Origin of the sequence: Bartonella mastomydis, assembly GCF_900185775.1 — a bacterium.
GTDB lineage: Bacteria > Pseudomonadota > Alphaproteobacteria > Rhizobiales > Rhizobiaceae > Bartonella > Bartonella elizabethae.
The window spans coordinates 864168-877705 of record NZ_LT883138.1 but is presented as its reverse complement, the minus strand read 5'-3'; the positions used below and the strand labels follow the sequence as shown (position 1 = coordinate 877705).

The following is a 13538-nucleotide window of genomic DNA, read 5'->3' as shown; positions in this document are numbered from 1 at the left end:
TCATAAAGAGGAAATTGTTTTATTAACTTATTGAATTTTAGGAAGAAAAATGAATATTTAAAGAGATATACTAAAAGAATGCTAAAATTAAAGGGCTTATATGAGGTATATTTTGCTTCTTTTTATTTTAGGCGTTTATTTGCTGTGAATAGAAGAATTTTCTTGATAGAACTCTCTTATAAAGATCAATAAAATTGAGATATTTTCCTATGTGGAATGATAAATTTATAGTTTTAAGGTTATGCTAGCCTGAAATTTTTGCTCTAAGGAGTTCTGTTTGGCATTTAGTTTGTAGTGGGAAATTGTGAGAGTGGTCAAAGATAAAAATAAACTGCAAGAGAACAAAAATTCTCTTCCTCGCTTTATTCATTTGAGAGTGCATTCAGCTTATTCCTTGCTTGAAGGAGCTTTAAAAATCCCACAAATTATTCAACAGGCGATTTCAGATCATGCCCCAGCGGTTGCTATTACCGATACCAATAATTTATTTGGGGCTTTGGAATTTTCTCAGTATTGTCTTTCTCATGGGGTTCAACCTATTATTGGTTGTCAGCTTACTGTTGATTTTTGTGATGAAAATGATCATTCACGTTTGGTTAAAGGACGGAATACTTCTGATTTTTGTTCTATCGTTCTGTTGGCTGCTAATGAGACCGGTTATGCTCATTTGGTTCGTCTTGTAAGCCGTTCTTATCTTGATAAATGTGATACTGATCCTCCTCATATTAAAGCTGATTGGTTGTCGGCACACAGTGAAGGCATCATTGCTTTAACGGGCGGCAAGGGAGGACCTATTAATCTTTCCTTGGCAGAAGAAAAAAAAGAACGCGCCCTTGAACGCTTAATTTATTTAAAAAAAATTTTTGCTGATCGTCTTTATGTGGAATTACAACGGCATGGCTCTTATGACAGAGGGGTAGAAGCAGATCTTATTGAATTGGCTTATGCGCATGAAGTTCCTCTTGTTGCAACGAATGAAGCTTTTTTTCTGAAGAGAGAAGGGTATGAAGCGCATGATGCATTAATGGCTGTTTCAGAAGGGCAAATCGTCTCTAATCCTGATCGCAAAAGGGTGACGCCAGATCATTACTTGAAGTCACAAGATGAAATGGTTGAACTGTTTTCTGATCTTCCAGAAGCTTTAGAAAATAGTGTTGAAATTGCATTGCGTTGTCATATTGCCACGCCTCTTCGAAAACCGATATTGCCTCGTTTTATAGAACAATCTGTTAGTTCAGAAACTACTTTAGAAGCAGAAGATAGTGAATTGTTAAATCAAGCTAAAGCTGGTTTAGAGATGCGACTTAAAACGATTGGATTGGCTGAAGGCTATACGATCACAGATTATGAACAGCGGCTTGATTATGAGGTCTCCGTTATTACGCGTATGCAATTTTCTGGATATTTTCTTATCGTTTCAGATTTCATAAAATGGGCGAAAATTCATGATATTCCTGTTGGTCCAGGGCGGGGTTCTGGTGCTGGTTCACTTGTTGCTTATGCATTGACGATTACCGATGTTGATCCATTACGTTTTTCTCTTCTCTTTGAACGTTTTCTCAATCCAGACCGTGTTTCGATGCCAGATTTTGATATCGACTTTTGTCAAGAGCGGCGTGAAGAAGTTATTCAATATGTTCAAAAAAAATATGGACGTGATCAAGTTGCTCAAATTATTACCTTTGGTAAGTTACAAGCTCGTGCGGTTTTGCGTGATGTAGGGCGTGTTTTAGAAGTTCCTTATCGTCAGGTGGATTATCTTACAAAATTAATTCCTGCCACGCCAGGAAGTCAGGTAGAATTAGCGGATGCGATTAAGGATGAACCCAAATTTGAAGAAGAAAAGAAAAAAGATCCCGTTGTTGGACGCACATTAGATATAGCACTTCAGTTAGAGGGACTTTATCGTCACGCTTCCACTCATGCTGCTGGGATTGTTATTGGAGATCGTCCGCTTTGGGAGCTTGTCCCGATGTATCGCGATCCTCGTTCTGATATGCCTGTTACGCAATTTAACATGAAATATGTTGAACAGGCTGGGCTGGTAAAGTTTGATTTTCTTGGGTTAAAAACGCTTACTGTTTTGAAAATGGCCGTTGATTTTGTTGCCAGACAAGGGATCAAAATAGATTTGTCAAATATTCCTCTGAATGATGAAGCAACCTACGCTATGATGGCACGTGGTGAAACGGTTGGCGTATTTCAGGTGGAAAGTTCTGGTATGCGCAAGGCGCTGATTGGAATGAAGCCAGACCGTATTGAAGATATTATTGCGCTGGTTGCGCTTTATCGTCCTGGTCCAATGGAGAATATTCCAACCTATAATGCTCGCAAACACGGAGAAGAGGAAATAGCTTCTATTCATCCTAAAATAGATCATCTGATTAAAGAAACACAAGGTGTTATAGTCTATCAAGAACAGGTGATGCAGATTGCTCAGGTGCTGGCTGGTTATTCGCTTGGAGAAGCTGATTTATTACGTCGTGCTATGGGGAAAAAAATTCATGCAGAAATGCAAAAACAGCGTACACGTTTTGTCAATGGAGCCGTTGCTGGTGGTGTTGATAAAGAGCAGGCTGATATTATCTTTGATCTTTTAGCAAAATTTGCCGATTATGGATTTAATAAATCTCATGCTGCTGCTTATGCAATTGTTTCTTATCAAACAGCTTATATGAAAGCCAATTATCCCGTTGAGTTTTTAGCTGCTTCAATGACGCATGATATGACAAATACGGATAAGCTCAATGATTTTCGGCGTGAGGCATTAAGGCTGGGTATTGAAGTTATTGCACCTTCTATACAAACATCTCATCGTGTTTTTGAAGTTGGTGATAACTGTATTTATTATTCTCTTGCTGCCATTAAAGGGGTAGGAGAAACAGTTGTCGATCATATCGTCGCTTGTCGTGGAAATAAGATTTTTAAGGATCTAGAAGATTTTTGTGCACGCGTTGATCTTCGTATTGTTAATAAGCGTGCAATGGAAAGTTTAGTTTGTGCTGGCGCTTTTGATTGTTTTAATATTGCGCGTGAGGTTTTATTAGCCAATCTTGGAACACTTCATGCGCGGGCACTTCGTATTCTCGATGACAACTCTAGCGGGCAGGTTGATATATTTGGAATGGAAGGTGGATTAAAAGAACCATTGATTTTATCCCAAACGACTCCTTGGTTGCCAGCTGAGAAACTTTATCGAGAATTTCAAGCAATAGGCTTTTACTTTTCGGCTCATCCATTGGATGAGTATCAGGTTATTCTTGCCAAAAAACGCGTTCAGACTTGGAGTCATTTTGCCAATGCCGTTAAAGGCGGAGCAACAGCTGCGCGTCTTGCTGGAACCGTTGTAGCAAAAAGTGTACGTAAAACAAAGTCCGGTAAAAAAATGGGAATTATTCATTTTTCTGATACAAGCGGACAATATGAGGCCGTTCTCTTTTCTGAAGCACTTTCGGATTATGAGGAGATGCTAGAACCTGGAAAATCTTTTATTATTACAGTGAGCGCAGAAAATCGCTCTGAAGGGGTTAGTTTGCGAATTGAGACAATTCAGTCTTTGGAAAAGGAAGCATTACAGCAGCATAAAATGATGCGTCTTTTTATAAAAACAGTTGATATGCTTCCACAAATTGAACAAAATTTAAAGCTTGGGGGAAATGGAGAGGTTGGGCTTATCTTAATTCAAGAAGAAGGATTGCGAGAAGTCGAAATTGCACTTCCCAAGCGATATAAGGTCAATTCACATGTTGCAAATGCTATGAAATTAATTCAGGGTATTGTCGAAGTGGAATTGAGTTAAAACGAGATTAAAGATAGAGGCTATTTGGGGGGGATTTTTGCTTTTGGAAAAGCTAAAAGTTGAGCTTTAAAATCAGATAGGGGATTGTGAAAAATCTTGTTTATATTTGAGTAAATTATGACGGGCTTTTAGTGTCATAAAGTCAAAAAAAATCTCTTTTCTTGGTGATATTCAAAGTACTGGAAGAACTTTATAAGTTTTGATCATTATTTTTTATGGAATTCATCGCATCATACCTATAAAGCCAATTGAGATTTGTCATAATGCTCTCAGATGTACGAATTTTCATCATGAGATTACGAGCAATGGCTATGGGGCCGGTTGCATGATAAGCTAATCTGTTGAACTCTCCACGTTTTTTTACTTTTTCAAGACGGGGGATGCGTGTTGTTTCGTAAAGCGAAAGTGCTTTTGTTAATGAAAGATCTTTCAATGAAAGTGCTTCTGCTAATGTGGCAGCATCTTCGATTGCCATAGCGGCACCTTGTGCTGCAAAAGGTAAAGCTGCATGCGCACAATCGCCAACAAATACTTGTCTCTCTAAGCCTAGAAAACGATTTTTTCTCATGTGAAAGAGCGGCCAATATCTCCATTCATCAATATGATCAAAGATTTGTAAGATTTTTGAATTCCAATCCTTAAAAAGAGATCTGAGTTTTTCTTTATCTCCTTTATGCGCCCATCCTTCTTTTGAATTTTCTCCATGCGTAATAGCGACAAAGTTAAAAATTTTTTCTGACGACTGAAGGGGATAGACAACAAGATGATTGTTTGGTCCCATCCACGCTGTGATTGTCTTCATATTCTGCAACGAAGAACAAAAGTTTTGAGGAAGATTATCACATGCCGTTGTTGCACGCCAAGCAATAAAGCCACTAAAATTTGCTTTTTCATGAAAAGGAGCTTGTTGCCTTAATGTTGACCAAACGCCATCACATCCGACCAGCAGGGGCGTTGAATAAAGCTGTTTTGTTGCTGTATCTGTTTTTATTGTCGTTATTTTAATGTTGGTTGCGGAGTGGGTAGAAGATATGATTGTTTCGCCTGCTTTGTATTTAATCAGAGGATTTTCAATCACTGCATTATATAAAATTTTTTGTAAAGCCGCACGATGAATGGTCATATAAGGGGCTTTCCAATATTTTTCGGTTAGATTGATAAGATGAGTATGTAGACGTGTTTTTAAGGATATTCCATCTTTTAACTCAAGAAAATCTGGGATTATCGCGACTTCTGTGAGTTTGTTAAGAAGTTTCCAGTGAGCAAGAATAGATGTTGCATTTGGAGTGAGTTGAATACCAGCACCTACCGCTTCAAGTTGCTTACACTTTTCTATAATGGTGCTTGCAATTCCTTTATGAGCGAGCGCTAAAGCGGTGCTTAAACCAGCAATTCCTCCTCCAACGATAATGGGTGATTGCTCCACAAATGATTTCATATTAAATAAGCAGAACTAAAAGAGTGGTAGAAAGCCGGATAACGCATTATACTCGCTCTTCTGGATGATATAAACATCCTGTTGGGTTTGTTTGATCGTAGGAGAGTGAGGGAACATAACGATAAAGAGTTGAGCAATAAGGGCAGATTTTCTCATCGGCTGCTCCCATGTCGATAAAGATATGAGGATGATCGAATGGTTGCGTTGCGCCTACACACATAAATTCTTTCACACCAATTTCGATTGTTTTATATCCAAGGTCATTTTGGAAATGGGGAATGTTATGATCAGCCATGGTGTATAAACTCCAGAATAAATTGTCTCATCCACACTATGATGAGGCTTTTCCATTTTACAAGCATGAGTTTGTAATAATGCTTATAATAATGCAAGATGCTTTTTAAGACAAAATGCTCTTCTTTTATGCTATATAGAATAATCGTTATGGTTTTAGCACTTTTCATATGGAACTTTTTTCTAAGTATTTTTAAATATTAAATGGAAATATAATAATAAAAATGAGACATTGATGTATTATGAGAAAAATAACGTATTATAGAATGTTATGTGAGGTATTTCATCAAGGATTTTAGATAGTATAAAAGAAGTTTAATGAATATATATGGAACAGAGGGTGGCAGATAAAATTTCTCTATCGGATATAACAATGAAAAATCCGGTGCGGTTTATTAATCGAGAGTTTTCATGGCTACAATTTAATAATCGTGTTTTGATGGAAGCGGCTAATTCGAAACATCCTTTATTAGAACGGTTACAATTTCTTTCGATTTCAGCAACAAATCTTGATGAATTTTTTATGGTGCGTGTTGCTGGTCTTGCGGCTCAAATTCGTGCTCATGTTACAGCACGCAGTGCAGATGGGTATACTCCACAGGAGCAACTTGATATTGTATTAGCTGAAATTTCAAAGTTGCAGATTCAGCAACTACGTGAATTGAATGTTTTACGTGGCGAATTAAAAAAGAATGATATTGAAATTATTTGTTCTGATGATCTTTCAGATATTGAAAAATCGTGGCTTGAAAAATATTTTCTTGATACAATTTTGCCTGTTTTAAAACCTTTGTCTGTTGATTCTACATATCCTTTTCCCTTTATCCCTAATTTAGGGCTTTCTCTTGCGTTTCAATTGTCTGAGGGGACCGGTCAACACGCACGTACAGTGTTATTGCCCATTTCAATGCTTTTAAGGCGTTTTATTCTTCTTCCTCAAGAGGGCAATCATTTTCGTTTTATTGCATTGGAAGATGTTATTTACCTTTTTATCAAATATCTTTTTCCTCACTATGAGATTAATGAAATTGGTACATTTAGGGTGATTCGGGACAGTGATATTGAAGTAGAAGAAGAAGCTGAGGATCTTGTTCATTTTTTTGAAAAGGCGCTTAAAAGGCGGAGGCGTGGGCAGGTTATTCGCGTTGAATTTGACGCAAAAATGCCAGAGAATTTACGCCAATTTATAGCGAATTGTCTTGCTGTTCCTGATAACTGTATTCATGTTCTTGATGGGCCTTTGGCACTTAATATGGTCTCAGAGATTGTTTCTATTCCCCGTGATGATCTCAAATTTATCCCTTATATTCCTCGTGTTCCCGAATCCCTTCGTAAACATAATGGGGATTGTTTTGCGGCTATTCGTGAAAATGATATTGTGATTCATCACCCTTATGAAACGTTTGATGCTGTTGTCCAATTTTTATGTCAAGCTGCCCACGATCCTGATGTTGTGGAAATCAAACAAACACTTTATCGGACTTCAAATGATAGCCCAATTGTTAGTGCTTTGATTGAAGCGGCTAAACGGGGAAAGTCTGTGACTGCTTTGGTGGAACTTAAAGCACGTTTTGATGAGGAAGCAAATATTCGTTGGGCTAGGGATCTTGAATGTGCTGGTGTTCAAGTTATTTTTGGTTTTATTACCTTAAAAACACACGCCAAGATGTCTCTGGTTGTGAGACGTGAAGGAAAACGTCTTCGTTCTTATGTTCATCTTGGAACAGGAAATTATCATCCCGTTAACGCTAAAACTTATACGGATCTTTCTTTTTTTTCCACAGACGATGATATCGCTCATGATGTTGTGTTATTGTTCAATTATATTGCGCAATATGAGCGTCCACATGAAACAATGAAGATTGCGTTTTCACCTTTAACATTGCGTGGTCGTATTCTTCAACACATTGAAGGAGAAATTGCTCATGCACAACAAGGAAAGTTTGCTGCTATTTGGATGAAAGTGAACGCATTGGTTGATCCTGAAATTATTGATGCTTTATATCGTGCTAGTCAAGCTGGGGTACAGATTGATTTGGTTGTGCGGGGGATATGTTGTTTACGTCCTTGTATTCTAGGAATTTCGGATAATATTCGTGTAAAATCGATCGTAGGGCGTTTTCTTGAACATAGTCGCATTTTTTGTTTTGGGAATGGTCAAGATTTACCTAACGAAAATGCACTTGTTTACCTCGGTTCTGCTGATATGATGCCTCGGAATCTAGACTACCGTATTGAAATATTGGTTCCAATTTTTAATAAAATGGTGCGGCGGAAGATTCTTTTACAAATTATGGTTGCCAATCTCATTGATAATCAACAAAGCTTTGATATACTGAAAGATGGAACATCAAAACGTATCGCACCGCAGAGAGGTGAAAGTCCGTTTAATGCGCAGGAGTATTTTATGGCCAATACAGGTTTTGCGGGGGAAAGTGAGTCTTTTGAATCTTCTATTTCGCGCTTGGTTGCGTTGCATCGCCAACAAGCTGAAGTGCATAAAGACTGAAATCCAATGACATATAGAGATGCTCAAGGCCGATTAAAAGGGCGTAAGCCTGTTGCTGTTATTGATATTGGATCAAATTCTGTTCGGTTGGTTATTTATGAGGGGCTTGTTCGCTCACCAACGGTTTTGTTTAATGAAAAGATTCTTTGTGGTCTCGGTCATGGTGTGGCAAAAACGGGATTTTTAGAAGAAAAAGCAATGAAAATGGCGTTGCAAACGCTCAAGCGATTTCGTACGCTTTGTCGACAGATTGGAGCTGATGAGGTCTATACTTTAGCAACGGCAGCAGCACGAGATGCAAAAAATGGCGTCGCGTTTATTCAAAGTGCTGAAGATATTTTACAAAATAAAATATATCTGCTTTCAGGAAGTGAAGAAGCGATGTATTCAGCCTATGGGGTTGTTTCTACGTTTTATCAACCAAAGGGACTTTCTGGAGATCTCGGGGGTGGAAGTCTAGAACTCATTGATATTGATCATTCTGATGTCGGTGAAGGGATAACGCTTCCATTAGGGGGGTTGCGGCTACAGTATATGTCAAATAATGATAGTGCGGTTGCTGCAAAAATTGTACATGAACAATTTTATAAATCTTCTGTTGCACGTACGCGTAAAGGTATGGCACGTTATTTTTATGCTGTAGGGGGAACATGGCGTAACTTGGCAAAACTCCATATGGCAATGAAACACTATCGACTTCCTGTTATGCATGGCTATGAAGTTGATGCCATGGAAATGGAGAGTTTTTTACGTCTTGTAGCAAGCGGTAATATTGATAATATGAGAGGAATTGCGGCGGTTTCACAGAATCGTCGGAAACTTTTATCATATGGGGCCATTGTCCTTATTGAACTCATTCAGTGTATGGGGTTTGAAAAGATAATCTTTTCTGGTGCTGGCGTTCGTGAAGGTTTTCTTTATTCACGCTTGCCGCAGGCGATTCGACTTTCAGACCCTCTCATTGCTGCTTGCACAGAAATGGCTATTTTACGGGCACGTTCACCAAAACAAGCAGAAGAACTTATTGATTTTACGACGAATGCCTTTGATGTTTTTGGAATTTCAGAAACTGAAAATGAAAGCCGTTATCGTCAAGCGGCTTGTCTTCTTGCTGATATTGGTTGGCGTATACATCCAGATTATCGAGGCAATGAAGCGGCCAATCAGATAGCATTAGGGTCTTATCCAGGAATTTCTCATGAGGGGCGTCTTTATGCAGCACTTGCTGTTTTTTTTCGCAATACGAGTTTATTGGTTGATAAAGAATCTCTTCCCATTTTTCAATTAGCAACGCAAAGTATCATTGAGAAAGCACGTATTCTTGGTGAAACCATGCGTATTGCTCACCTGTTTAGCGCTTCTGTTGCAGGGATTTTACCTCATTTATTGTGGCTTAAAAAAGAAGATCATATTGTTTTGCAGATTCCAAAAAATTATGCTGGATTATTAGGAGAACGTCCTCTTGGGCGATTAAAGAAGTTATCAAAAATAATAAAACAACCTCTTGCTTTTGAAGTTTCTTGATTTTTCCTGCTCATTTATTCGCATTTTAGATCTTAAAATATTAGATATTTTAGGTTTTATGCTCGCTCATTTTTAATTATTAGATTGCAATTTCGAATAAGATTTTTTTTTAACTTTTATGAAAAGCTTTCTGTTTTTTAGATTTTTTTAACAGGATTGTTATTTGGTTGATCTGATAAAGCTTAAGCTGTTCTCTTTAATAAGGGCTTACTATTTAATGTCAGTAGCCGACTTTATTTATCCTATTTGTATTGTCTTATAGCGGTACGAATTGGTATAGATATAAGGAGCATAATGGATCTTTAAAAATGAGAATGTTTAAAATTTACTCAGAAGTTCTTTTATATTATTTCAAATAAAATTGATTTAATAAGGTGCGATTGTAAAATTTTTCTCTTTTGATTTTCTACTCATTGTGACATAGAATAAGCTTTCCTTTAGAGATTTTATGGAAATCTGAGAATGCGGGGGAAATGTACATTTAGAGCTGTTTTGTGCTTATTTTTCCATCATTAAAGTAAAAACCTATCTGACCCTTTAGAAGTTGTTCGGCTTTTTGACCAAATATTTCATAGCGCCAGCCATTCATAGCAGGGATATTTTTCTTTATTCCTCCATTGGCGATTTTTTCTAAATCATTGGATGTTGCAATAATTTTAGGGGCAATGCTATTTTCGTTTGCAACAAGTTTTAATAAGACTTTAAGCAGATCGATAACAGCGGCTGTCGTATCATTGAGTGGATTATGTTTAGGAATGGGAGGTAAAGTAGAAAGATCGACCTCTAAGCCTTCATGGACAGCTTTGATTAATGATTGCGCAATTGAGTGTTTATCCCAATTTTTACTGAGACTACGCAACCGTTTTAATGCGGTTTCATCTTTTGGTTGTTGGGTTGCTATTTCTATAAGACATTCATCTTTCATAATATGGCGACGGGGCATATTGTATTTTCGCGCTTTACGTTCACGCCAAGCCGCTATCTTTTGTAATACAGCAAGTTCACGCGGTTTTTTAACTTTTCCTTTCACTTTTTTCCATGCTTCATCTTCTGGCATATCATAGGTTTTAGGATTTAAAAGAATCGTTATTTCGTCATCCATCCAGTGAACACGTTGACTCTTTTCTAATCTTTTTTTTAAGAGGAGGTAAACATCTCTTAAGTAGGTGACATCGGCAAGGGCATAGAGTAGTTGTTTTTCAGATAGGGGACGACAACTCCAGTCTGTAAAGCGGGAGGATTTATCAAGATGATGCCCTGTGCAGCGTTGTACAATTTGATCATAAGAGATCGAATCACCAAATCCACAAATCGATCCGGCTATTTGTGTATCGAAGAGAGGGGAAGGAATAACACCTCCAAGATGATAAATTGTTTCAATATCTTGGCGAGCAGCATGAAAAACTTTTATAACTTTTTTATTGATCATAAGGTCAAAAAAGGGTTGTAAATCAATATCTGGCGCTATGGGATCAATGAGAACTGTAACATCTGGTGATGCGAGCTGAATTAAACACAGTTGAGGCCAAAAAGTTGTTTCGCGGATAAACTCAGTATCAACTGTTACAAAATCAGAGGTCCGTAGAGCATTAAGTGCAATTTCAAGATCTGTTGTTTGTGTAATAAGATTCATCATTTTATTATCATTCGATACATTAAATTTGTCTTTTATTGACTTTATTTTCGCGTTTTTATTCTCATATCTTGACAAATGGTTATTAAAAAGCGTTTGTAGCGCATGTGAATATTATAATCAAAGGCAAAAAACATGCACCGTTATCGCAGTCATCATTGTGCGGCTCTTCGTAGATGTGATGTAGGAACACAAGTTCGTCTTTCGGGCTGGGTCCATCGTGTTCGTGATCATGGAGGAATTCTTTTTGTGGATTTGCGTGATCATTTTGGAATCACACAAATTGTTGCGGATCCTGCTTCGCCAGCTTTTAAAGTTATTGAAAAAGTGCGTTCTGAATGGGTCATTCGTGTTGATGGGGAGGTATGTGCACGTTCTGATGAGGTTATTAATGCAACGCTTCCAACAGGTGAGATTGAAATTTTTGCACAAGAGGTAGAAATTCTTTCAAAATCTGAAGAGCTTCCTTTACCGGTTTTTGGTGAGCCTGATTATCCAGAAGATATTCGATTAAAATATCGTTTTCTCGATTTGCGTCGGGAGACGATGCATAAAAATATTATGCGTCGGACTGAAATTATTGCGTCTATAAGACAGGCTATGCAAAATAATGGCTTTACGGAATTTACAACGCCGCTTTTGACAGCCTCATCGCCGGAAGGTGCACGTGATTTTTTGGTTCCAAGTCGTGTTCATCAGGGAAAATTTTATGCACTACCACAAGCACCACAGCAATATAAGCAGTTGTTGATGATGTCAGGTTTTGATCGTTATTTTCAAATTGCGCCATGTTTTAGAGATGAAGATCCGCGGGCTGATCGTCTTCCTGGTGAATTTTATCAATTAGATATTGAAATGAGTTTTGTTGAGCAGGAAGATGTTTTAGCAACGATGGAACCCATTATGCGTTCTATTTTTGAAGAATTTGCAGATGGGAAAACGGTGACACAAAACTTTCCTCGCATTTCTTATGAGGAAGCAATGCGGAAATACGGTTCTGATAAGCCTGACCTGCGTAATCCGATCATTATGGAAGATGTTTCTCAGCATTTTTATAATTCTGGTTTCAAAGTGTTTGCTCAAATTTTAGCGAATGATGAGAATGCACAAGTGTGGGCTATTCCGGCTAAAACGGGTGGAAGTCGTGCTTTTTGTGATCGTATGAATGGATGGGCACAAGGTGAGGGACAACCAGGGCTCGGTTATATTTTCTGGCGCGAAGAAGAAGGAAAATTTGAAGGAGCAGGGCCTATCGCCAAAAATATTGGTGAGCAGCGAACTGAAGCGCTTCGTATGCAACTTGGACTTGAAAATGGGGATGCTTGTTTTTTTGTAGCTGGAGATCCAAAAAAATTCGCATCTTTTGCTGGAGCAGCCCGCATACGGGTAGGAGAAGAATTAGGCCTTGTCGATAGAGAGAGTTTCTCTTTAGCGTGGATTGTTGATTTTCCATTTTTTGAATGGAATGAAGATGAGAAAAAAATTGATTTTGCTCATAATCCTTTTTCTATGCCTCAAGGGGGAGAAAATGCTCTGGAATCTCAAGATCCTCTTACGCTTAAAGCTTTTCAATATGATCTTGTTTGTAATGGTTATGAGATTGCATCCGGTGGAATTCGTAATCACTTGCCTGAAATGATGCTTAAAGTTTTTGAACTCGTAGGACTTTCTAAGGAAGTTGTGAAAGATCGTTTTGGTGCTCTTTATCGCGCATTCCATTATGGAGCTCCCCCCCATGGCGGTATGGCTGCGGGAATTGACCGCATTATTATGCTGTTGCAAGGTGTTAAAAATTTACGTGAAGTTGCTTTATTTCCTATGAATCAACAGGCACTTGATCTTTTGATGAGTGCGCCATCTGATGTTTCTTCTACGCAATTACGTGAGTTAGGAATCCGCATGGCTCCTACGCACAAAAATAGTTCATAAAGTGATTTATGGATTGTTGTCGTCTCTTTCTCCGTAGTGTGAAGTTTTTGATGTCTCTCAAGAGCGTATCTGTTGTTTATGGACTTAGAGAGGTGAAGAATGCTTATTGTATTAATCCTTCCAGAGGCATTGTTTTTAAAGAAATATCTCTCAATGCAGTCGATTTCATGCTACAATACTCACTCATGAAGGATATAACTTAAAACCTCATGAGTGCTATGAGACTATTGCCATCTTTGTTGAATAAAGAATAAGCTGTCATTTTCCTTTCTTAGATAGTCGCTCTTCCCTTTCTGATAAGCAGGAAAATGATTGTGATTGATTTATCATGAATAAATTGGAAATGAGAAAAATTTAGAATACTTGGGATCTTTATTTAAGTTATAAATGAATAAATTATCTTTATATATCA

Annotated in this window: 7 protein-coding genes; 4 read left to right on the top strand and 3 right to left on the bottom strand. The window is 37.8% G+C overall.

Annotated features, from left to right (window positions below; genetic code table 11):
- Window positions 1–310 precede the first annotated feature (310 nt).
- The gene (gene dnaE, locus FJG96_RS07070; RefSeq protein WP_139413344.1) at window positions 311–3799 is read left to right on the top strand and encodes a DNA polymerase III subunit alpha; all 3489 of its coding nucleotides are present in this window, start codon (window positions 311–313) and stop codon (window positions 3797–3799) included.
- Window positions 3800–3989: 190 nt separating this feature from the next.
- Here the strand turns inward: dnaE and FJG96_RS07065 are convergent, their stop codons facing one another.
- Both FJG96_RS07065 and FJG96_RS07060 read right to left on the bottom strand, forming a co-directional pair.
- A complete protein-coding gene (locus FJG96_RS07065; protein ID WP_139413343.1) occupies window positions 3990–5237 on the bottom strand; it encodes an FAD-binding protein in 1248 nt (415 codons plus the stop codon).
- A gap of 46 nt (window positions 5238–5283) precedes the next feature.
- A complete protein-coding gene (locus FJG96_RS07060) occupies window positions 5284–5532 on the bottom strand; it encodes a zinc-finger domain-containing protein (protein ID WP_120100827.1) in 249 nt (82 codons plus the stop codon).
- Between the two features lie 327 nt (window positions 5533–5859).
- On the opposite strand from FJG96_RS07060, the gene FJG96_RS07055 reads away from it, so the two are divergent.
- Window positions 5860–8040: an RNA degradosome polyphosphate kinase gene (locus tag FJG96_RS07055; RefSeq protein ID WP_139413342.1), complete on the top strand. Its 2181-nt coding sequence runs from the start codon at window positions 5860–5862 to the stop codon at window positions 8038–8040.
- A 6-nt stretch (window positions 8041–8046) separates the two neighbouring features.
- Window positions 8047–9564 carry an exopolyphosphatase gene (gene ppx, locus FJG96_RS07050; protein WP_139413341.1) on the top strand — a complete coding sequence of 506 codons (1518 nt, stop codon included), beginning with the start codon at window positions 8047–8049 and terminating at the stop codon, window positions 9562–9564.
- Window positions 9565–10045: 481 nt separating this feature from the next.
- Here the strand turns inward: ppx and rnd are convergent, their stop codons facing one another.
- The gene (rnd, locus tag FJG96_RS07045; protein ID WP_139413340.1) at window positions 10046–11200 is read right to left on the bottom strand and encodes a ribonuclease D; all 1155 of its coding nucleotides are present in this window, start codon (window positions 11198–11200) and stop codon (window positions 10046–10048) included.
- A gap of 132 nt (window positions 11201–11332) precedes the next feature.
- On the opposite strand from rnd, the gene aspS reads away from it, so the two are divergent.
- Window positions 11333–13126 carry an aspartate--tRNA ligase gene (gene aspS / locus FJG96_RS07040; protein WP_139413339.1) on the top strand — a complete coding sequence of 598 codons (1794 nt, stop codon included), beginning with the start codon at window positions 11333–11335 and terminating at the stop codon, window positions 13124–13126.
- Window positions 13127–13538: the final 412 nt, after the last annotated feature.

Excerpts from the sequence above, each read along its gene's own strand:
- FJG96_RS07065 (WP_139413343.1), bottom strand. The coding sequence starts at position 5,237 with ATGAAATCATTTGTGGAGCAATCACCCATTATCGTTGGAGGAGGAATT.
- FJG96_RS07060 (WP_120100827.1), bottom strand. The coding sequence starts at position 5,532 with ATGGCTGATCATAACATTCCCCATTTCCAAAATGACCTTGGATATAAA.
- FJG96_RS07055 (WP_139413342.1), top strand. The coding sequence starts at position 5,860 with ATGGAACAGAGGGTGGCAGATAAAATTTCTCTATCGGATATAACAATG.
- ppx (WP_139413341.1), top strand. The coding sequence starts at position 8,047 with ATGACATATAGAGATGCTCAAGGCCGATTAAAAGGGCGTAAGCCTGTT.
- rnd (WP_139413340.1), bottom strand. The coding sequence starts at position 11,200 with ATGATGAATCTTATTACACAAACAACAGATCTTGAAATTGCACTTAAT.
- aspS (WP_139413339.1), top strand. The coding sequence starts at position 11,333 with ATGCACCGTTATCGCAGTCATCATTGTGCGGCTCTTCGTAGATGTGAT.